The 20,369-nt window shown below is 42.9% G+C and carries 17 protein-coding genes; 8 read left to right on the top strand and 9 right to left on the bottom strand.

Going from position 1 to position 20,369, the window contains the following annotated elements; genetic code table 11:
• Positions 1 to 17: 17 nt before the first annotated feature.
• The 8 genes from hisS to F3G88_RS03700 are packed head-to-tail and all read left to right on the top strand — an operon-like array spanning position 18 to position 7,854.
• Complete coding sequence (gene hisS / locus F3G88_RS03735; RefSeq protein WP_149715395.1) at positions 18 to 1,244, top strand: histidine--tRNA ligase; 1,227 nt, start codon at positions 18 to 20, stop codon at positions 1,242 to 1,244.
• The gene (gene speA, locus F3G88_RS03730; protein ID WP_149715394.1) at positions 1,241 to 3,076 is read left to right on the top strand and encodes a biosynthetic arginine decarboxylase; all 1,836 of its coding nucleotides are present in this window, start codon (positions 1,241 to 1,243) and stop codon (positions 3,074 to 3,076) included. Before hisS ends, speA begins: the two co-directional genes overlap by 4 nt.
• A gap of 11 nt (positions 3,077 to 3,087) precedes the next feature.
• Positions 3,088 to 4,266 carry a pyridoxal phosphate-dependent aminotransferase gene (locus F3G88_RS03725; RefSeq protein ID WP_149715393.1) on the top strand — a complete coding sequence of 393 codons (1,179 nt, stop codon included), beginning with the start codon at positions 3,088 to 3,090 and terminating at the stop codon, positions 4,264 to 4,266.
• Complete coding sequence (gene thiS, locus F3G88_RS03720) at positions 4,266 to 4,469, top strand: sulfur carrier protein ThiS (protein WP_103596032.1); 204 nt, start codon at positions 4,266 to 4,268, stop codon at positions 4,467 to 4,469. The genes F3G88_RS03725 and thiS overlap by 1 nt, the downstream gene beginning before the upstream one ends.
• 7 nt (positions 4,470 to 4,476) lie before the next feature.
• Positions 4,477 to 5,328, top strand: a complete 852-nt coding sequence (thiF, locus tag F3G88_RS03715) for a sulfur carrier protein ThiS adenylyltransferase ThiF (RefSeq protein WP_149715392.1) — start codon at positions 4,477 to 4,479, stop codon at positions 5,326 to 5,328.
• On the top strand, positions 5,329 to 6,093 hold the full coding sequence (locus F3G88_RS03710; RefSeq protein ID WP_149715391.1) for a thiazole synthase: 765 nt from the start codon (positions 5,329 to 5,331) through the stop codon (positions 6,091 to 6,093).
• Entirely contained in the window at positions 6,093 to 7,247 is a 1,155-nt protein-coding gene (gene thiH / locus F3G88_RS03705) for a 2-iminoacetate synthase ThiH (RefSeq protein ID WP_149715390.1), read from the top strand. The genes F3G88_RS03710 and thiH overlap by 1 nt, the downstream gene beginning before the upstream one ends.
• Before the next feature lie 10 nt (positions 7,248 to 7,257).
• The gene (locus tag F3G88_RS03700) at positions 7,258 to 7,854 is read left to right on the top strand and encodes a thiamine phosphate synthase (protein WP_223228724.1); all 597 of its coding nucleotides are present in this window, start codon (positions 7,258 to 7,260) and stop codon (positions 7,852 to 7,854) included.
• A 100-nt stretch (positions 7,855 to 7,954) separates the two neighbouring features.
• Here F3G88_RS03700 and F3G88_RS03695 read toward each other — a convergent pair whose 3' ends face one another.
• The 9 genes from F3G88_RS03695 to F3G88_RS03655 all read right to left on the bottom strand — a co-directional run bounded on the left by F3G88_RS03695 (position 7,955) and on the right by F3G88_RS03655 (position 20,364).
• On the bottom strand, positions 7,955 to 12,655 hold the full coding sequence (locus F3G88_RS03695) for a hypothetical protein (protein WP_149715388.1): 4,701 nt from the start codon (positions 12,653 to 12,655) through the stop codon (positions 7,955 to 7,957).
• 321 nt (positions 12,656 to 12,976) lie between these two features.
• The gene (gene sdhE, locus F3G88_RS03690) at positions 12,977 to 13,834 is read right to left on the bottom strand and encodes an 8-methylmenaquinol:fumarate reductase membrane anchor subunit (RefSeq protein WP_149715387.1); all 858 of its coding nucleotides are present in this window, start codon (positions 13,832 to 13,834) and stop codon (positions 12,977 to 12,979) included.
• Between the two features lie 2 nt (positions 13,835 to 13,836).
• Positions 13,837 to 14,802 (bottom strand): 8-methylmenaquinol:fumarate reductase iron-sulfur subunit, encoded by a 966-nt coding sequence (gene sdhB / locus F3G88_RS03685; RefSeq protein ID WP_149715386.1) that lies wholly within the window; start codon positions 14,800 to 14,802, stop codon positions 13,837 to 13,839.
• 9 nt (positions 14,803 to 14,811) lie between these two features.
• Positions 14,812 to 16,650, bottom strand: coding sequence for an 8-methylmenaquinol:fumarate reductase flavoprotein subunit (gene sdhA / locus F3G88_RS03680; protein WP_149715385.1), 1,839 nt, complete (start codon positions 16,648 to 16,650; stop codon positions 14,812 to 14,814).
• 431 nt (positions 16,651 to 17,081) lie between these two features.
• Complete coding sequence (locus F3G88_RS03675; protein WP_149715384.1) at positions 17,082 to 17,504, bottom strand: heat-shock protein; 423 nt, start codon at positions 17,502 to 17,504, stop codon at positions 17,082 to 17,084.
• Positions 17,505 to 17,542: 38 nt separating this feature from the next.
• Positions 17,543 to 18,094 carry a 2-oxoglutarate:acceptor oxidoreductase subunit OorC gene (locus tag F3G88_RS03670; RefSeq protein WP_021085834.1) on the bottom strand — a complete coding sequence of 184 codons (552 nt, stop codon included), beginning with the start codon at positions 18,092 to 18,094 and terminating at the stop codon, positions 17,543 to 17,545.
• On the bottom strand, positions 18,091 to 18,936 hold the full coding sequence (locus tag F3G88_RS03665) for a 2-oxoglutarate ferredoxin oxidoreductase subunit beta (RefSeq protein ID WP_149715383.1): 846 nt from the start codon (positions 18,934 to 18,936) through the stop codon (positions 18,091 to 18,093). The genes F3G88_RS03670 and F3G88_RS03665 overlap by 4 nt, the downstream gene beginning before the upstream one ends.
• A complete protein-coding gene (locus F3G88_RS03660; protein WP_149715382.1) occupies positions 18,926 to 20,056 on the bottom strand; it encodes a 2-oxoglutarate synthase subunit alpha in 1,131 nt (376 codons plus the stop codon). The genes F3G88_RS03665 and F3G88_RS03660 overlap by 11 nt, the downstream gene beginning before the upstream one ends.
• Positions 20,053 to 20,364, bottom strand: coding sequence for a 4Fe-4S dicluster domain-containing protein (locus F3G88_RS03655; RefSeq protein WP_009293870.1), 312 nt, complete (start codon positions 20,362 to 20,364; stop codon positions 20,053 to 20,055). Before F3G88_RS03655 ends, F3G88_RS03660 begins: the two co-directional genes overlap by 4 nt.
• Positions 20,365 to 20,369 lie beyond the last annotated feature (5 nt).

Below are 20,369 nucleotides of genomic sequence, written 5' to 3'. Positions count from 1 at the left end.
ATAAAAAGGATAATACGATGATAACGGCACTTCGTGGCATGAAAGATATGCTTCCAGCTCGCGCAAAACTTTACGCACAGATAATAAAAACCTGCGAGGAAGTCGCAAAAAACTACGGATATGAGCAAATTTTGACTCCGCACCTCGAGGAGACGGCACTTTTTAAAAGAAGTGTCGGCGAGAGTAGTGACATCGTAGGCAAAGAGATGTATCAGTTTGAAGACAAAGGCGGCAACGACGTTTGTTTGCGTCCTGAGGGCACAGCTGGCGTGGTTAGAGCATTTATCGAGGCGAAGCTTGACAGGGCAAACGCTATAAAACGCTGCTTTTATCATGGCTCGATGTTTCGTTACGAGCGCCCACAAAAAGGCCGCTTAAGGGAGTTTCACCAGTTTGGCTGTGAGTGCTTTGGCGAGGGTAGCGTCTATGAGGATGCGAGCATTATCTTGATGGTGAGCGAAATTTTTAACAGACTAAATATAAAAACAACCCTAAAAATCAACTCACTTGGCGACGAGAGCTCGATGAAGTCTTACAAAGAAAAGCTTGTCAAATTTTTAGATGAAAATGACGATAAAATTTGCGAAGACTGCAAAAGACGCAAGCTTTTAAACCCTATCCGCGTGCTTGACTGCAAGGTCGAGAGCTGCCAAGAAATTTACAAAAACGCTCCAGTTATCACTGATAGCTTAAGCGATGAAGCGCAGGCTGATTTTGCAAAACTGCAAGAAATTTTAACAGCAAATGGCGTTAAATTTGAGATAGATACCAAACTCGTTCGCGGCTTAGACTACTACTGCAAGACGGCGTTTGAGTTTATAAGCAACGAGATCGGCTCACAAAGTGCAGTAGCAGGGGGTGGCAGATATGATAGGCTTGTTGAGTATCTTGGCGGTAGAGCAAGTTACGGCGTTGGCTTTGCGATGGGTGTTGAGAGGATAATGGAAATTTTAGGTGAGGCCCAGGATGAGCGAGACGGAGTTTATCTTTGCGCGCTTGATGCGCCAAATTTAGACTTTGTCTATGCGCTTGGCTCAAAACTTCGCAAAAAATATCAGGTTGAAATTTCTTATGAAGCTAAAAAACTTCAAAAACATCTGCAAAATGCCGACAATAAAAATGCAAAAATTTTCCTTTGCGTGGGCGAAAATGAGATGAAAGAGAATAAAATTTGGTATAAAAATTTAGAAACTAAAGATGAAAAAACGATAAATTTAGATGAGCTTGAAAAGGAGCTGGGATGAATGATTTTGGACTTAACATTTGGGGCAATTCAAATTTTGTGATAGAAGATGGCAAAGTCTGCATAAACGAAGCTAGCAAGCCAGCGATCATCGACATCGTGCGTGATATCAGGGACGACGGATATAGAGGGCCGCTACTACTTCGTTTTCCGCACCTTATCCAAAAGCAGATCGAGCAGATCCACGCAAGCTTTGCAAAGGCAAAGAAAGAGTTTGCCTACAAAGGCAGCTTTAACGCCGTTTTTCCGCTTAAAGTAAATCAATATCCAGGCTTTGTAAAAAATCTAGTTCGTCTTGGCAAGCCCTACAACTACGGCCTTGAGGCTGGTAGCAAGGCTGAACTACTTCTAACTATGGCTTATAACAACGACAAAGCGCCTATAACGGTAAATGGTTTTAAAGATAAAGAGATGATAAATATAGGCTTCATCGCCGCAGAAATGGGGCATAACATCACGCTAACGATTGAGGGCTTAAACGAGCTTGAAGCGATAATCGCCATCGCAAAAGAGCGTTTTAAACCAAAACCAAAGATCGGACTTAGAGTGAGACTACACTCGACAGGCTCAGGACTCTGGGCAAAAAGTGGTGGCATACACTCTAAATTTGGCCTAACATCAACCGAGCTAATAGAAGCTGTAAAGATGCTAAAAAAGGCAAATTTGCTTGAAAACTTCACGATGATACACTTTCACATCGGCTCTCAAATAAGCGAGATCCATCCGCTCAAAAAAGCACTCATCGAGGCTGGCAACATCTACGCTGAGCTTAGAAAAATGGGTGCAACAAATTTAAAAGCTATAAATTTAGGTGGTGGCCTTGCGATCGAGTACTCGCAGTTTAAAGAAGAGAGCAGCAGAAACTATACGCTAAACGAATACGCAAACGACGTTGTTTATATGCTTAAAACTATAAGCGAGCAAAAAAAGGAGATCGAGCCAGATATTTTCATAGAGTCAGGTCGCTACATCGCCGCTTCTCACGCACTTTTGGTCGCTCCTGTGCTTGAGCTATTTTCTCAAGAATACACCGAAGAGAAGCTAAATTTAAAGAAAAATAATCCAAATTTAATAACCGAGCTAGTTGATCTTTATAAATCAATCAAGCCTTCAAATGCTCTAGAATACCTGCACGACGCCATCCATCACACTGAGAGCATCCTCACGCTTTTTGATCTTGGCTATGTCGATCTGCAAGATAGATCAAACGCAGAGGTGCTTTTAAGGCTCATTAGCAAAAAAGCTGTCGTGATGCTTGGCAACAAGAGCAACTCAAGCGATCTAACTAAAATTCAAAAAGAGGTTCAAGAGAGATACTTGCTAAATTTCTCTATTTTCCAAAGCTTGCCAGACTTTTGGGGGCTAAAGCAAAATTTCCCTATCATGCCACTTGACAGGCTCGATGAGCGCCCTACCCTGCCAGCTTCGATCTGGGACATCACCTGCGATAGCGACGGCGAGATCAGCTATGATGACGAGAAAAACCCACTACTTTTGCACGATGTGGATGTGGAGAAGGAGGATTATTTCTTGGGATTTTTCCTAGTTGGCGCATATCAAGAGGTGATCGGCATGAAGCACAACCTCTTCACTCATCCAACAGAAGCTACGGTAGAGATAACAAGTGATGGCTACAAGGTCACAAATTTACTAGAGAGCCAGTCGATCCTTGATATCATGGAGGACATGGACTACGATATCTACGAGATCCAAGACACTCTAAATGAGCGCTTAGAGAAATCAACTCTGATAAACGAAACACAAAAAAAGCAAATTTTGGGCGAACTTTATCTATTTTTAAATGACAATAGCTACTTAAAGACAATCAACTAAAAAGGACGAAAATGCAACTAGCAAACAGAATGCAAACATTGAGCGAATCAATCACAATTGCGATCAGCACAAAGGCAAAAGAGATGAAGGCTGCTGGCATCGACGTGATCTCGCTTTCAGCTGGTGAGCCTGACTTTATGACTCCAAAAAAGATAAGAGAAACTGTAAAAAACGCACTTGATAACGATAGCAAAAGCGGCAAATACACGCCAGTGCCGGGCCTGCCTGAGGTCATAGATGCCATTAGAGCAAAGCTAAAAAGAGATAACGGACTTGACTACAAAGCAAATCAAATCGTCACAAACATCGGCGCAAAACACTCACTTTTTAATGTATTTCAAGCACTTATCAACCCAGGCGACGAAGTCATCATCCCATCTCCATACTGGGTAAGCTACCCTGAGATCGTTAAATTTTGTGGTGGTGTGCCTGTCTTTATCGAGGCAGACGAGAGCACAAATTTCAAGATCACAGCCGAACAACTAAAAAAAGCGATCACGCCAAAAACGAAAGTCTTTTCGCTAAATCACCCGACAAATCCAACTGGAGCCGTATATACAAAAGAGGAGATCGCGGCATTTGGCGAGGTTTTAAAGGGCACTGATATCATCATCACAAGTGATGAAATTTATGAAAAAGTGATCTACGGCAAAGAATTTCACGCAGTAGCCTCAGTAAGCGAGGATCTTTTTAAAAGAACGGTCACGATAAACGGCCTAAGCAAATGTGGAGCGATGCCTGGCTGGAGATTTGGCTATATCGCAAGCTCGATGGACTGGCTAATTGCTGGTATCAAAAAGCTTCAAAGCCAAAGCACAAGCAACATCAGCTCGATCGTGCAAATAGGCGCTATCCCATCACTTCTTGGCGAAACTGACGAAGATATCGAAAACATGAGAAAAGAGTATGAAAGAAGACGCGACGTGGCAGTAGAGATGATAAACGCTATCGCTGGGCTAAGCGTAGTTAAGCCTGATGGTGCGTTTTATCTATTTGTAAAATGCAAAGATGTAGATAGCGACTCACTTAGATTTTGCAAAAAGATGCTTGAAGAGGCGAACGTAGCGACCGTGCCAGGTGTGGGCTTTGGTATGGATGGATACTTTAGAATTTCTTTTGCGACAGACATCGAGAGCATAAAAAAAGCGATCGAGAGGATCGCAAATTTTGTAAAAAGCTACAAAATTTAATGATCAAATTTAGTGTAAATGGCAAAATTTTCGAGCTTGAAAACGATATAAATGTTTATGATTTTTTAGCTCAAAATGGCTATGAGCTTAAATTTATAGCCCTTGAGCGAGACGGAGAAATTTTGCCAAAAAAGCTTTGGCGTGAGCGCTTCATGAGCGAGGGCAAAGCTTATGAGATCGTCACTTTAGTTGGCGGTGGATGAGGAGAAAATGATAAAGATTGTATTAAACGGCGCAAAATTTAAGGTGCCAGTAAAAAGCCTTAGCGAGCTAAAAGAGCTTGCGCTTGGCGATAAAGAGAGTGAAATTTATAAATTTTTAGAGAAATTTAACGCGACAAAGCCAGATATTTTTATCGTTGATGGCTTTGCTATAAAAGAAGATAGCGAGCTAAAAGATGGCTCAAACGTCGTATTTATAAGGCGCGGCGTGATGCCTGAGCGTGAAGTTTTACGCGCGATGATCGCCTCACGAAACAGTCCTGAGCTAAATTTAGCCCTAAGTAAAGCCGTGATCGGCGTGGCTGGACTTGGCGGACTTGGCTCAAATATCGCACTAAGCCTTGCAAGAGTTGGCGTAAAAAAGCTAGTGCTTGCCGACTTTGACGTCGTGGAGCCAAGCAACCTAAACCGCCAGCAGTATTTCGTCCGCCACATCGGCTTAAAAAAGACGCAGGCACTTAAAGAGCTGATAAATGACGTCAATCCCTTTGTCGAGGTCGAAACACACGATATATTTTTGGACGAAAAAAACGTGGCTAGCGTCTTTGGCGAGTGTGAAATTTTATGCGAAGCCTTTGACAACGTAGCTGGCAAGGCAATGATACTAAACGAAGCGGGCGCAAGTCTAAAAGATAAAAAGATCATCGGCGCCTCTGGCATGGCAGGATACTTTAGCTCAAATCTCATAAAAACCATAAAATTTGCCAAAAATGTCTATCTTTGCGGCGACCTCAAAAACGAGGCGAAGATCGGTCAAGGGCTCATGGCGCCACGCGTCGCAGTCTGCGCAAATCACGAGGCAAATTTGGCCATTAGACTACTTATGGGCTTGGAGGCGTAAGTGCAAAGTGATAGTTTGATCCTTGGCGGCAAGGAATTTCAGAGCCGCTTTATCCTTGGCTCTGGCAAGTACTCGCATGAGCTCATCGACTCAGCCATAAACGAGGCTGGCGCGCAAATTTTAACCCTTGCTCTTAGGCGCATAAACGAGAGCAAAGAGCGAAATATACTTGACTTTATCCCAAAAGGCGTGACGCTCTTGCCAAACACAAGTGGCGCTAGAAACGCCAAAGAGGCCGTTCGCATCGCCCAGCTCGCACGTGAGCTTGGGTGTGGCGAGCTTGTTAAGATAGAGATCATCACTGACTCTAAATTTCTCTTTCCAGACAACGCTGAAACCATAAAAGCGTGCGAAGCCTTGGCAAATGACGGCTTTATGCCAATGCCATATATGTTTCCAGACCTAAACGCCGCAAGAGCGATGCTAAGTGCAGGAGCAAGCTGTATCATGCCTCTAGCTGCGCCCATTGGCTCAAATCAGGGGCTAGTTTTTAAAGATATCATTGAAATTTTGATAAACGAGCTTGATACACAGATCATCGTTGATGCTGGCATTGGCAGGCCATCACAAGCGTGCGAAGCGATGGAGATGGGAGCAGCTGCTATCATGGCAAACACAGCCATCGCCTCATCTAAAAATATCCCGCTCATGGCAAGAGCCTTCAAAGAGGCGATCATCGCTGGTCGCAACGCCTATCTAGCAGGCCTTGGCGCAAAGAGCAAAAGCGCAAATGCCTCATCACCGCTCACTGGATTTTTAGACTGATGAAATTTACAAGAACCGACCACATGCAGCTACTGCCACACATGCAAGATGTTGGTAGCGACATTATGGATGAGATTTTAAAAGAGCGAGCTAGCTACAAGCCTGAAAACTACAGCGAAGCAGACGTAAAGGCAGCTCTTAATGCAAAGCACTGCTCGCTTGAAAATCTAAAAGCCCTACTCTCACCCGCTGCAGCGCCATTTTTAGAGCCAATAGCCAAACTCGCTCAAGCAAAAACAAGGGCAAATTTTGGCTCAAACATCACGCTTTTTACCCCGCTTTACATAGCAAACTACTGCGATAACCTCTGCGTTTATTGCGGTTTTAACGCTAAAAATAATATAAAAAGGGCAAAGCTAAGCGACGAGGAGATCACAAGAGAGCTAAGAGAAATTTCAAAGAGTGGCTTAGAAGAAATTTTGATCCTAACTGGCGAGAGCGAGACTAACTCAAGTGTCGCTTACATCGCAAACGCCTGCGCTTTGGCAAAGAAATTTTTTAAAGTCGTTGGGGTTGAAATTTACCCATTAAATTCAGATGGCTACGCCCTGCTTCACAAAAGTGGCGCAGACTATGTGACCGTCTTTCAAGAGACCTATAACCCCACAAAATACGAAAAAATACACCTTGGCGGCAATAAAAGAATTTTCCCATACCGCATAAATGCGCAAGAGCGAGCGCTTCTTGGAGGCATGAGAGGGGTTGGCTTTGCCGCACTTCTTGGCATAGATGACTTTAGACTTGACGCCTTTGCGACCGCACTTCACGCAAGTTTAGTTCAAAAAAAGTATCCGCACGCTGAGATCGCATTTTCATGTCCAAGACTTCGCCCTATCATCAACAACGACCGCATCAATCCACGTGACGTGGGCGAGCGCGAGCTTTTGCAAGTGATCTGCGCTTATAGAATTTTCATGCCAACAGCTAGCATAACGATCTCAACCAGAGAAAAGGCGAAATTTCGCGACAACGCCGTAAAGATCGCTGCAAATAAGATAAGCGCTGGCGTAAAAGTAAGCATCGGCGCTCACGGCGAAGAGAAAAAGGGCGACGAGCAGTTTGAGATAAGTGACGGCAGAAGCGTGGATGAGATAAAAGCAATGATAAAAGCAAACGGCCTAGAGCCCTTGATGAGCGAGTATGTCTATGTTTAAAATTCTCTGTGTGGCTGATTTTGAAAGCTATGAGGGCGATGACTTTTTAAAGAGGATAGAGCTACTTTGCAAGGCTGGCGTGGATGAAATTTTGCTTCGCGCAAAGGGGCTAAGCGAGGCTCAATTTTATGATCTTGCTAGGGTTGTGGCTCAAATTTGTGAAAACTACCGCAAGAAATTTATCATTAATCAATTTTTTGACGTAGCTTGCAAGCTAAAGAGCGACTTTTGGCTCACTTCGGCGCAGCTTGAATTTTTTAAAAATCACGGCGTTTTTTTAGAAGAATTTAGAAAAACAGCCAAAATTTACGCCCCAGCTCACGACCTAGAGCAGGCTAAAATTTCAGCCTCTATCGCTGACGTGCTCGTTGCTTCTCATATATTTGTTACCTCTTGCAAGGCTGGTTTAGAGCCAAAAGGGCTAAATTTTATAAGTGAGCTAAAAAGCTTAGATAAAGAAATTTACGCACTTGGCGGACTAGACAACAAAAACTACAAAGAGGCCATAAAAGCTGGCGCAAACGGCATTTGCTTCATGAGTTTAGCAATGAACGGTGATATGGAGCTTATAAAAAAGATAGTAGAGAGTAAAAACGAGCAAATTTAGCTTTATTGCATAAAATTTTACATATTATTTTATATATAAAACTACGTAAGATTAAATTTATAGACTATTCTTACTCCTCTTGAAAGAACCAAGATGAGTTTTATAACAGATCGACTTGCACGCCGTCTTGGATCTCGACAAAAATGGTGTGCTTTGAATTTATTGTGTTGCCATTAATAACTTCTTGGCGATTAAAGGTTGCTTTGTAGACTTGATTTACTGCGTCACCATCGCTTGTGACATCTACTTTGTTATACGTATCGCCAACGACGCTATGTTTATTATTTAGCGTGGTGATATCTGCTTTTGTGGCTTTTACAAAATCATGTGTAAGCTGTACTAGATCTTTGCTGTCGCCTATAACCTTTAGCACGGTATTTACGCTCTCGCTGGCTGCGCTATTGTTCGCATCTCTTGTATTTCTACTATCTACGATATCAAATATGCCATTTGGGCTAAATTTTATAGAAACAGCCTGATCTGCGCTGCCAAGTTGCACTTTTTCAAAGTTATTTATCTTTTTAACATTGTCTAAATTTGAAAAATCCACATCATCAACCACTATAAGCGTATCTACTCCACCTTTGCCGTCTATCGCCCTGCCCTTGCTATAAACAAAAGCGTCATCTAGGTTACCGCCTTTTACATCGCCTTCTTGTTTTAGATAGATTGGGTCTCCAAAATTTGCCTCGCTATATTTGCTTGTATTTATCTCGTAAGAATTTGTAGTGCCTATCTTTTTAATAAAATCATTTTGAATGAGCGCTTCAACATAGTTGTTGCTAAAGAGGCGAGTACCACTATGTTCTGACCCCACCAAAGTATCTGATGGATATGGTCCACTAGCTGGTGCACTATTTTTTTGCATTATATACAAAGATAAATTCATCTCGCCAGTTCCATCCATATACTCCATATCAAATTTATAAAAGCCAGCCTTATTAAATGTAAAATCCCTGCTCCACCACTGACCATTTTTGCCATATGATACCTCTGTGGACGGATTTATAAATGTTGTTGCACTTCCAAATTTTTGTGTATTGCCATTTATAGTTAGCTCTACATAGTTGTGTAGGTCGGCTGCTCTTACCGAGTATGTCCCAGGAGCATTTACATATATCCAACCATCCATTTTCATGACAAGGTCAGAGCCAACAGGGTTTGACTCTCCAAGCGTGTAGTTGCCAGGCTTGCCTTTTAATGTGCCATTTGCAAAGCTTATATTTTCTCCCGTGCCAGCAGTCGTATCCACGCCGTTTATAAATTTCTTTGGTGCGTATGGATTAGATGCGTCATACAAGGCATCACTGCCATATCTACCCACTCTTGCTAGATCTTCTGCATGCATATTGCCCTGATCAGACAGGGTCTTATAGTGCGTCCCAGAGGCAAACTGCACAACGTCATATGTAGTAGAGGCACTTGGAGAGTAAATTTTGATATAGTCTTTATAGATGGATTTGCCCCCTCGCTGCGAGTAAACACCAGAATCGCCACCAACTCTAGCCCTCCACGATGGATCTACGTAGTTATAAAACCACATATCAGCATCAAGGCCGCTATTGCCGATAAAAGTTACCGTGCTAACAGAGACATTTCCTGCGGTGTCGGCATTTTTTATCATGAAATTTGCTCCGGTGCTGTTTGCTGGCAGGGCAAAATTTTCAGAGTAGCTGTGCGTATCATCAAGGGCTGAGCTTCTATGGACGGAATTTAGCAGATCATAAAGATCTACTTTGTTTATGGTGTTTTTATTTAACGTGTTATTACCGCTCGCATCGGTGCCAACACTACCTGAGATATCTACGCTAGTGACGTGAGAAGTTGCCGTTGGAGTGCCGATCGCATCAGGGGTGGCGTCTAGGTCTATATGAACCATTAGGTCATCATCCTTTGTGCCATCACTCTTTAAAACGGTCGCTCTTATGTTTGAGTATCTCTCATCTAGCTTTATACCAAGGGCCTCAAAGTCCATATTTACACGCTTATCTGCACCGACTGTTAGATCTATATATGTTTGTCCGCTTGGTAAAATTTTGGCATTACCATGATCATCTTCAAGTGCTAAACGAAGCTTGGTGCCAGGATCGCGGTCCACGCCAAATACAATATTTGGTTGTTCGTCATTAGTAAGTGAGATGTTGTACTCTTTTATGGTTTTGGTCTCATCATCGAAGTTATTTTTCTGGATAACCTTCTCATAGTCCTCCACTCTAAGGTATTTAGCGATATTTATAGCTCCGCCATCTATCTGCGTAGCAAGTTTGACATCATCTATATACTCTAAAATTCCAAAGTCAAAGAGCCTACCGCGAACGCCATCTGTTGTAGTGATCTCGTTTGGTGTCGTGATAGTAGCTCTAACAGGCGTAGAGTGATCGACCGAGATAGGGACATTTGGTATGCTAAATTTACCATCCACGATAGGAAGTGGTGCTGAGCCGTCATTTGGCAAGGCGGTTAGTCCATCGTCGCTTATTGTGTATTTGACCGTTGTAGTTACAGCTGGTATGGTCGGAGTTGAGATAGTGACGCTTACATTGCTTCCTGGTTTTGCATTGCTAGGCACGTAGATATCAAGGTCGCTTTGGGTTGATGGTGAGCCAGAAGGCGTGGTGATGCTATCTATTAGCCCGTCTCCGTCATTATCCCTTGCAAACTGCACCTTTATGCTGTTATCTACAGTGATCTCGTCTGTGACTGGGTCTGCTTTGTTGCCAGCTTTGTCGGTAAATGTGGTCGTGAAATTTGTCGTAACGCCATAAAGTTTTGTCGTGGTCTCTATGGTGCCATTATTTACACTAATAGCTACGCCATCATCTCTTGTGGCACTATATGCGCCGGATGCGTTTTGAGAAATTTTAATGGTTATCTTATCTGTTTTGCCGTCGCTTCCTGCGATATCTATCTCAAATTTATCGCCATCTCTTGCGTCGTTTGGAATTTTCATCTTTATAGAGGTTTTCGCACCATCAGGGCTAAAGCCACTCTCTTTACTGGTTAGCACCCCATCTTTGTTCTCATCTTTTGCAAACTGCACGTGCGGAGACCTAACAGGTGCGACCGTATCGCTTGAAATTTCACTCACACTTGAAGCTTTTAAAGCTCCAGTAGTGCCATCAATGATCGTCGTGCTTAGCTTTTTCCTACTTGGATCAGTTGAGCTTGTAGGGTCAGCGACTGTGATCTTGCCATTTTGGATAGAGATAGTCTCGCTACCTCCATCAAGCGTGGCAGTAAGTCCGTCAGGTGCGATAGTATAGGTCTTTGTGACACTTGTTGGTGTGCTAGCTGGATCATCGACCTTTATGCGGATCTTGTCGCCAACTGCGGCATTGTTTGGTACGTAGATATCGATAAGCGACGCCGTGCCCCCACTTTTAGCTAGTTCGGCTGCATTTATAATGCCGTCTTTGTTCTCATCAAGGGTAAAAACGGCGATCGGATCGTTATTATTTGCGATAGTTACCGTATCTGTCGCACCTGGGTTGCCCGACTTGCTTATCATTTGGATGTTTACATTTGTTTGCATTGATGATGAAATTTTAACAGCGCTTGCCACGTTAAAGCCGACATTTCCGCCGCTCTCACTTGTGAGTGGATAGCTCTCGCCACTATCTTTATCCACAAGCGTGCCGCTAGATGTTTTAACAAGCGTCTTTTCATGCAAAGTGCCGTCAGGATCGGTGGTAGTGAGCTTTATCTTATCGCCTATTTTCATATTTGGTGATAAAACGATCTTCGCATCGTCGCTTGGCGTACTGCTGGCTGGATTAAAGCCATTTTCGCTAGCGTCTATCACGCCGTCGCCGTTTAGGTCTTTGCCTAAAACGACCTTTGTAAAGCTAAGAGCTGGTGTAACGGTATCAACGCTTGCGGCTGCCTTTGCTGGAGCTGAGCTAGCGCCATTTGCTAGTGTGATGCTAGAGCTTACATTAAACGGGGCATTTGGCGTGATAGCAACGCTTGGGATGATAAATTCTTTTTGATCTGGATTTGTTACATTTGGCGTGATAGGTAAAATTTCGCTTGGATTGTTTTCATTTATCACGCTTGTGCCTGCAGGATCTACTTTGTAGGAAAACATGGTCTTTACGCCGTTATTTATAACTTCTAGCGTTACTTTGTCACCTGGCTTGAAGTCGTTGTTAAAAGCAACAGCCATGCTTGTGTGATTAGGATCGCCGCCTGCTTCTGCGATATTGATATAGCCGTCGCCGTCAAGGTCTTTTAAAAGTGCGATGCTAGGCGCTGGTATAGCTGGAGCACTCTCTTTTTGTTCAGCCACCACTGGCGCTGCTCCGCTAATAGAACTAACTGGCATTGCTGGCTCGCTTGAGATGATAGCTGGTAGCTCTAATGTACCACCGTCAAACCAAACTACGTTTGAGATGTGCCCTTGCGTGTCAAAATTTGATCCATTTATGCTTGCTGCGTCGCTACCATGACTTGAGCCATGAGAGTGGTGGCTAGAGCCTTGAGCGCTTTCGTCGCTGCTTTTGCTACTAGACTCTTCGCTCTCGCCAAAAATCCTTCTCTTGTCCTCTTCTACCTGCGCTTCATTGCCTTGGGTGTCAAATTTTGCATTTGATAGCTCTTTTGTGATGATGATAGTTTGTGGTTCAAGTAGCGTGATAGGCGCAGCGTGGTCGAAATTTATAACGATAGTGTCGTTGCTGCTTTGCGTGATGATCTCATCGCCTAAAAATATCTCGTCGCCCTGCTTTAGCAAGATCAACTTTCCGTTTCGTTTTACAAAAACTTTTCCACTTATCTTTGCGACGACACCAACGCTTTGCATCTTTCATCCTTTAAATTTAAAACTAAAACATCCATTTAAATTTTCACGCGATTATAGCCAAAAGTATTACAAAATAAATAAAGTGATTTTATATAAAAAATTGTCATTTTGCCACTCTTTTTTATATCGAAAATTTATTGCTATTATCTGATGGTACGCTATTTTTGCGATGATAAAAAAGAGCAAAATTTAAATAAATTTTAGTTGCAGGTAAATTTCTATGTCACAAAGTAAATTTTAAAACTATTTTGTTATCAAATTTTATTTATTTTTAAAAATTTATGTTTGAAATCTCCCACGCCAAAAGACGTGGGATAAAATTTACGCTATCTTGCTAGCGTCGATGATGTTTAGATCAAGACCTAGTTCTTCAACAGATAGACCAAGTGCGAGACCTACAAGCTGAGAGAGGTGGATGATAGGTTTTCTAACATCTGAGTGGTTCTCATCTTGATATCTCTCTTGATAGATGTCAAGTTGCATTTGGCAAAGTGGGCACGGAGTTACAACTACATCTGCACCATTTTGATCAGCGTTATTTACGATATGGCTTGACATTTTTCTTACTGATTTTCCAGCTGGATAGCTAGCGTGGAAGCCGCAGCAGTCAAGTCTTTTCTCAAACGGTACGATAGTAGCACCAAGTGCGCTTACGACAGTTTCAAAGCTTTTAGGATTTACTGAGCTTTCTTTATTGTGTAGATCTTTTTCAGGTCTTAGGCTGTGGCAGCCGTAAAATAGCGCTACTTTTAGGCCACTAAGTGGCTTAACAACCTTTGCTTTTAGCGTATCGACATTTTGATAAAGCTCCCAAAGAAGGCTTGTGATCTCGGTTGAGCCGTTATATTTCATATTGCCTTCAGCTAAAAAGGTATTGATACGATCTTTTGCGCCCTTATCAAGCGTGCTTTTTGCTCTTGTTAGAGTTAGCATACAGGTTGAACATGTCGTAAGCATCGGCATATTCATCTGTTCTGCAAGTGCAATATTTCTAGCGTTTGCCACAAGTGCAGCCATAGGATCGACGTCTTGTGCTTGTTGAGCACCACAGCAGCTCCAGCCCTTTATCTCGTGAAGCTTCCAGCCAAGTACTGGAGCGATAGCTTCAAGCGACATCTTAGCCTCTTTAGCTGCTTGAGAGAGTACGCATCCTGGAAAAAAAGCGAATTCGTTTTGCATAATTACTCCTTACTAGCAGCTTTGCGAGCCGCGTTTATCATTTTTACTAGATCATCATGTCCTTCAATATCCTCTTCACCAAAAATATGAAGCGGATTCATCTTGCCAGCAAGCATTAAATTTGCCGCGATATCCATTTTGCCCATATTTTTGATAACGCCTTCTGAACGAAGTGCAAGCTTGATCTCATTTAGTCTGCCTGAACCATCAACTAGATCAGTTAAAAACGCCTCAGCGTGATCTGGTCCCATGCCCTCATTAAAGCCTTTTTGTATAGCCATGATACGAAGATCAGTTATGTCACCGCATGCGCTTATGCCTTTTGGACAGCGGTCAGCACACTCTTGGCACTTTACACACATCCAAAGTCCGTTGTCGATAGCTGGCTTTAGGTGTGGCATAGGATCTTTGCTACGTGAGTCAAAAGCGGCTCTATAAGCATGAACAAATACAAATGGCTGCATATAATCACTCGCATCTGCTTCAAGTTTATTGCACTCGCTAGCACACGCACCACAAAGTATGCAGTCCCATTCAAGCGCTACTTTGTCATACTCTTTTTGGCTTTGCTTACAGCCTTTTTCGGCGCTAAATTCTGGCTTAGCAGTGATGCTTGGTTTGATCTTGCGTAAATTTTCGATACTTGGCTCCCAATCCACCATAAGATCTGAGATAACCTTGAAATTTCCAAGTGGTGAAATTCTAATAGTATCTGGGTTGCCATACTCAGCCAAAAGCTCATTCATCTTTGTGTCGCAAGCTAGATATGAGTGACCATTTACTCTAACAGCGCACGCACCGCATATCGCTGAGCGACAAGATGCTGTGAAATTTAATGTCGCATCCTTTTTTTGTTTGATATCAAAAAGCACTGTTAAAAGAGTTTTGCCTGCAATCTCTTCGTTTGTTAGCTCATAAGTTGATTCATATTTTTTAGTTCCGTCAAAACGGTCGATAATAATTTTCATCCTAGCTCCTTACTCTGGCTTCTTGCCGTCAAGTGAAAATATGCCTGTCACAACATCTTTGTAGCCAAGCTCCAACTTGCCGTCTTTTAGTGTGACTATGCTGTGTTTTAAGAAATTTACATCATCTCTTTTTGGATAGTCCTCTCTTGTGTGAGCGCCACGGCTCTCAAGACGATTTTGCGCTGCAAGACATGCTGCACGAGATAGAAGTATAAGGTTGCCAAGCTCGACGTAGTCAGTAAATGCTGTGTTCATGACTGGATTTTGATTTGGCACCTTGATGGTGTCATATTTTGCTTGGATGGCTTCTAGATTTTTAGAGAGCTGATCTAGTTTTGCGCCAGTTCTAAAGATACCCATTAGATCCCAGTTGTTTTTACCAAGCTCTTCACGAAGTGCGTACATATCATTTACGCCGCCCTCACCTGTTGCTATGGCTTTAAATTTATCTTGCCACATTTTTGCTAGCTCAGAAGTTTTTTTACCGCTTGCAAATTTTGCATTTTGAGCGTAAGCACCAGCACCTTTGCCAGCTAGATCGCCAGTTACAACTGCGTCAGTTAGGCTGTTACCACCAAGGCGGTTTGCACCGTGGATAGATACACATGAAGCCTCGCCACCTACATAAATTCCAGGGATTTTTGTGCTCATATCATCAAATTTAGCTACCTCTATGCCACCCATTGAGTAGTGAGCTGTTGGGCGGATAGGCACTGGTTGCTCGATAAGGTCGATATCTTGGAAAAGCATAGCAGTGTGGCGAATTTTAGGAAGCTTTTTCATAATAGTATCTTTGCCAAGGTGACGAACATCGCAAAGCACATAAGCGCTCATACCCTCGCCAAAGCCTCTACCCTCGCGAATTTCTGTCTCGATCGCACGAGCGACGACGTCACGAGGAGCTAGCTCCATCTTTTCGTGATAGTTTTTCATAAAGCGCTCGCCCTTGTTGTTTAGCAAGTAACCACCCTCGCCACGAGCTGCTTCTGTGATTAGCGTGCCGCCATTTTGAACGCCAGTTGGGTGAAACTGAAGCATCTCAGGGTCTTCAAAACCAAGACCTACTTTAAGCGCAGCAGCGATGCCATCTCCTGTTGCTATAAATGGAACTGATGTGCGGTTATAGAAAATTCTAGTGTATCCACCAGTTGCGATGACTAGAGATTTGCAAAGAACTGGGTAAATTTGACCATCTTGGATGTTGCGAAGAACAACGCCTTCAACCTTGCCGTCCTCAAGACCGATCTCAAGTAGCTCGTGATCCATTAGAAATTTAACGCCAGCTGTGATAGCGTCGTCAAGACAGGCGTGCATCAAAACGTGACCGGTTTTATCAGCTGCGTAGTTACAGCGTTTTTTGCTAGCGCCACCCATGAAACGAAACGCCACGTCGCCATTGTCTTTACGAGAAAAGAGCATGCCGTTGTAGTCTAGCTCGTGGATGACTGCGCCTGCTGCCTCGCAAAATTTCACAACTGCATCTTGATCAGCAAGATAAGCTGCACCTTTTACGGTGTCATAGGCGTGAAGCTTGAAGCTGTCGCCGTTACTAAAGTCAGTAACGCCGTTTATACCGCCCTCTGCCATACAGGTCGCGTTACGTGATGGCATCATCTTTGTAGCGACAACGACGGTTGAGTTTGGATATTGCTTGCGAACGGCTGTTGCTGCACGAAGTCCAGCACCGCCAGAGCCGATTATTAGCACATCAACAGATGGCAAGCCTTTTTCATTGCCCTTTGGAAACTCGCCAGCAAAAACATTGGTCGCACCAGCTGTTGTGGCTAGCGCACCTACGCTGATACAGGCGCTTTGTAGAAATTCTCTTCTGGTAAATTTTTCACTCATTGATAACTTCCTATTTTTAATAAGTTTATTAGCGTTAAGACGCACCGCAAGTTTATTTCTTAATATTTTTTAAAATAAGTAGATTAATTAAAAAATTAATGATGTAACTTTACATAAAATTTACTTAAAAGAAACATAAGAATTTATTTTAGGTTGTATAGTGAGATTTGATAGCTAAAATCATTTGGCAAAAGACCATTTTATCGTATTTGTGGCTACTACTTATAAATTTATTATTTTGATAAAGATAAAAATAATATTATCTCGCAATATATATTAATGAAAATAGATAAAATGTTATAAAATAGCCAATTTTACGTATCTTTGAGGATATTTCTTAAAACTAAATAAATAATTAAAACTAATAAATTTAAATGAGATAAAAATCGTATGATTATCAAAAATCATATAAATTTGTAAATTTTTGATAGCTAGAAAGTAAAATGATAGATAGCCCCGTAGTGTCTGACTGAGAAAATAAAGCTTAAATTTATATCAAATATCTCAATGTCATCAAGTGACGGATACCAGATATCGCTAAAAAATTTAGAAAGGTCATCAAAATGCAAAATATCAATGCTCTCAAATTTATTAAAATTTATGCAAATTTCATTTGGCGTGGCGATATCAAGCTCGCTAAAAAGAGCATTTAGATCAAAATTTGCTTCGTCCGCATTAAAGCCATCAAGCCTGCTAAATTTATCTATCTTAAAAAACTCATCTATGTTTTGTAGGCTAAATTTATGAAGTAAATTCTCTCTTATCTTTAAGCACTCACCAGGCGACAAGCTCCTAATGACAGGCATCTTAATGCCATGTTCTTTGCAGAAATTTTCTAGTTTTATCTGATCCATATTGTGAGGTTTTGGCTAAATTAAATTTAGCCAAAAATTTATTTTAAAAGCTCTTTTGCGTATTTAAGACCCAGCTCGTAAGCTTTAGCATTTGCCTCTTTAACTTTAGCTGGCACGCTTGCTAGCATCTCTTCACGCACTAAATTTTCATCCATGCACCCACTCATCGCCACAGCCACGCCAAGGGCTACGACGCTTTGAGTGATGACGTTTCCGACCTCGTCTTTTGCGATAGAGATGATAGGAATTTCATAAATTTTCCAGCGCTTTTTGTCCTCATCACTTACTTTTACCAAATTTGGCTCGACAACGATCGCGCCGCCCTCTTTCACGCCACTTTTAAAGGCGTTGTAGCTTATCTGCGCAGTGGCAAGCATGAAATCTATCTCGCCCTCGTTTGCATAAGGATATAAAATTTCTTTCTCATCAAGTATGATATCGACCTTCGTTGGACCCCCACGCACCTGAGATGTATAGGTAGATGCCTTGACGCCGTATCCGCCCGCCTTTATCTTGGCAGCTGAGAGGATCTCGCCTGCTAGTATGACGCCCTGTCCGCCAACGCCGACAAATCTTAGCTGTGACTTCATGCTAGCTCCTTAAAATCTATCGCTTCGCCGCTCATAGCAGCCTTTCTTACCATGTCGTAAGCCTTGGTGTATTCGATCTTTTCATCATCTTTATGTAGTACACCAAGTGGAAAAATGCCATTTTTTTCCTCATCGCTTAGCATGTCAAATTTGACCTTGCTCGTCGTGCGGCCCTTTATCCACTCTAAATTTTTCACCGCTTCGCCCATTTTGTTCTTGCGTCCTAAATTTATATGGCAGTTTGAAAATACATCAAAAAAGCTGTATCCATCGTGGCTAAAGCCCTCTACAAAGAGCTTTGTAAGCTTCTCTGGCTCGATGACGCTTCCGCGCGCGACAAAGCTAGCACCTGCGGCGGTTGCGAGCTTACAGGCGTCAAAGCTAGGATCGATGTTGCCGTATTGCGCTGTGACCGTCCACATACCCTTTGGCGTCGTTGGGCTAGTTTGCGAGTTTGTTAGCGCGTAGATGAAGTTGTTGATTAAGATGTGATTTAGCCCGATATTTCGGCGACATCCATGTATCGTGTGATTACCTCCGATCGCTAGTCCGTCGCCGTCGCCAGTTACTACGATGACGTGCTTGTCTGGGTTTGCCATCTTTACGCCAGTCGCATAAGCTACGGCTCTTCCGTGAGTTGTGTGGATGGTGTTGCAGTCTAGATATCCGCTAAAACGGCCAGAGCAGCCGATGCCTGAGACCACGCAAACGTCGTTCATGTCCCAGCCCATGGTGTCTATCGCACGGATGAGAGCCTTTAGTATGACGCCGTCGCCACAGCCCCAACACCAAAGAGTAGGCATTTTATCTGTTCGTAAATATTTATCGTAATTAAAAGCCATAAATTTCTCCTATCTTCGCCTCGATCTCGCTTGGGCTTATCGGTCTGCCGTTTGCTTTTAGCAGTTTTGCAAAGTCATCTCTTAAGATGATCTTTGAAATTTCGCCGCTATATTGACCTAAATTTAGCTCGCAGACTAAAATTTTCTTAAATTTATTTGATATCTCTTTTAGCTTTTTAGCTGGAGCTGGAAAAAGTGTGAGTGGCTTAAATAGCCCTACTTTTAGCCCTTTTTCACGTAAATTTAATATCGCTTGCTTGGCTGAAAGCGCCACGCTACCAAAGGCGATGATGCAAATTTCAGCATCATTTAGCATAAATTCTTCAAATTTCTCGCACTCATCAGTGTGTAAATTTATCTTATTAAATAGCCTATTCATTGAGTATTCAACGATTTTGCCATCTTCTGTTGGAAAGCCAGTAGCGCCGTGATGAAGCCCAGTTATGTGGTAGTGATAGCCTTTAAAGAAAGGATTTAGCGTGGCTGGCGCGTCTGGTGCTGCCTCGTATGGTTTATACTCTTTTGGCTCACCACTAAATTCTCTTCTTTTATAAATTTCTAGCTCGCTGATTTCTGGCAAACTAACCCTTGCTTGCATGTGACCTATCGTCTCATCAAGTAGCAGCATAACTGGCGTCATAAACCTAGCTGCGAGATTAAATGCGCGAACCGTCTGCGTATAGCACTCCTCTAGGCTACTTGGTGCAAGGACTATCATATTTACATCGCCGTGAGTTGGGTTTTTAGCCTGCAAGATATCGCCTTGTGCGACGCGGGTAGGCAAACCAGTTGAGGGGCCGCCGCGCATTACATTTACGATGACAAGCGGTATCTCAGCGATAAAACCAAGGCCTATTTGCTCAGCCTTTAGCGAAATGCCAGGCCCTGAACTTGCCGTCATCGCTTTAGCGCCACTCGCACTTGCACCAAGAGCTACTGAAATTCCAGCTATCTCATCTTCCATTTGTATAAATGTGCCGCCGTTTTTTGGCAAAAGCACGCTTAGCTCGTGGGCGATCTCGCTACTTGGAGTGATAGGATATCCGCCAAAAAAGTTACAGCCACACTCGACCGCAGCCCTTGCTACTAGGGCATTTCCAGTTGATACTACCTCTCTCATGCGCTCTCTCCAAGCTTGGCAAATTTATTTGCCTTTACAGCCGCAGCTCGCTCTTTGCTTTCAGGCGTTAGCTTTGCAAATTTAAAGCCTTTATCAGCAACATAAATGGCAAAATCAGGGCAGTGAAGCTCGCAGTCACGGCATCCTATGCATGAGTCGGCATAGACCACCTCTATCATCTTGCCAAGCACCGCCTTTGGCTCAAGCCTCATACCTAGCACGCCTGCTGGGCAGTAGCTCACGCAGACATCACAGGCCTTACACCTGCTCTCATCGACCCAAACTGGGACATTTTCTTTTACGATCATATATC

The organism is Campylobacter concisus, from assembly GCF_902460675.1.
In the GTDB taxonomy this organism is placed as follows: Bacteria; Campylobacterota; Campylobacteria; order Campylobacterales; family Campylobacteraceae; genus Campylobacter_A; species Campylobacter_A concisus_AJ.
This window is presented reverse-complemented; position numbering and strand designations above follow the sequence as displayed.

Coding starts and splice junctions, on each gene's coding strand:
- hisS (WP_149715395.1), top strand. CDS start 18: ATGATAACGGCACTTCGTGGCATGAAAGATATGCTTCCAGCTCGCGCA.
- speA (WP_149715394.1), top strand. CDS start 1,241: ATGAATGATTTTGGACTTAACATTTGGGGCAATTCAAATTTTGTGATA.
- F3G88_RS03725 (WP_149715393.1), top strand. CDS start 3,088: ATGCAACTAGCAAACAGAATGCAAACATTGAGCGAATCAATCACAATT.
- thiS (WP_103596032.1), top strand. CDS start 4,266: ATGATCAAATTTAGTGTAAATGGCAAAATTTTCGAGCTTGAAAACGAT.
- thiF (WP_149715392.1), top strand. CDS start 4,477: ATGATAAAGATTGTATTAAACGGCGCAAAATTTAAGGTGCCAGTAAAA.
- thiH (WP_149715390.1), top strand. CDS start 6,093: ATGAAATTTACAAGAACCGACCACATGCAGCTACTGCCACACATGCAA.
- F3G88_RS03695 (WP_149715388.1), bottom strand. CDS start 12,655: ATGCAAAGCGTTGGTGTCGTCGCAAAGATAAGTGGAAAAGTTTTTGTA.
- sdhE (WP_149715387.1), bottom strand. CDS start 13,834: ATGCAAAACGAATTCGCTTTTTTTCCAGGATGCGTACTCTCTCAAGCA.
- sdhB (WP_149715386.1), bottom strand. CDS start 14,802: ATGAAAATTATTATCGACCGTTTTGACGGAACTAAAAAATATGAATCA.
- sdhA (WP_149715385.1), bottom strand. CDS start 16,650: ATGAGTGAAAAATTTACCAGAAGAGAATTTCTACAAAGCGCCTGTATC.
- F3G88_RS03675 (WP_149715384.1), bottom strand. CDS start 17,504: ATGGATCAGATAAAACTAGAAAATTTCTGCAAAGAACATGGCATTAAG.
- F3G88_RS03670 (WP_021085834.1), bottom strand. CDS start 18,094: ATGAAGTCACAGCTAAGATTTGTCGGCGTTGGCGGACAGGGCGTCATA.
- F3G88_RS03665 (WP_149715383.1), bottom strand. CDS start 18,936: ATGGCTTTTAATTACGATAAATATTTACGAACAGATAAAATGCCTACT.
- F3G88_RS03660 (WP_149715382.1), bottom strand. CDS start 20,056: ATGAGAGAGGTAGTATCAACTGGAAATGCCCTAGTAGCAAGGGCTGCG.
- F3G88_RS03655 (WP_009293870.1), bottom strand. CDS start 20,364: ATGATCGTAAAAGAAAATGTCCCAGTTTGGGTCGATGAGAGCAGGTGT.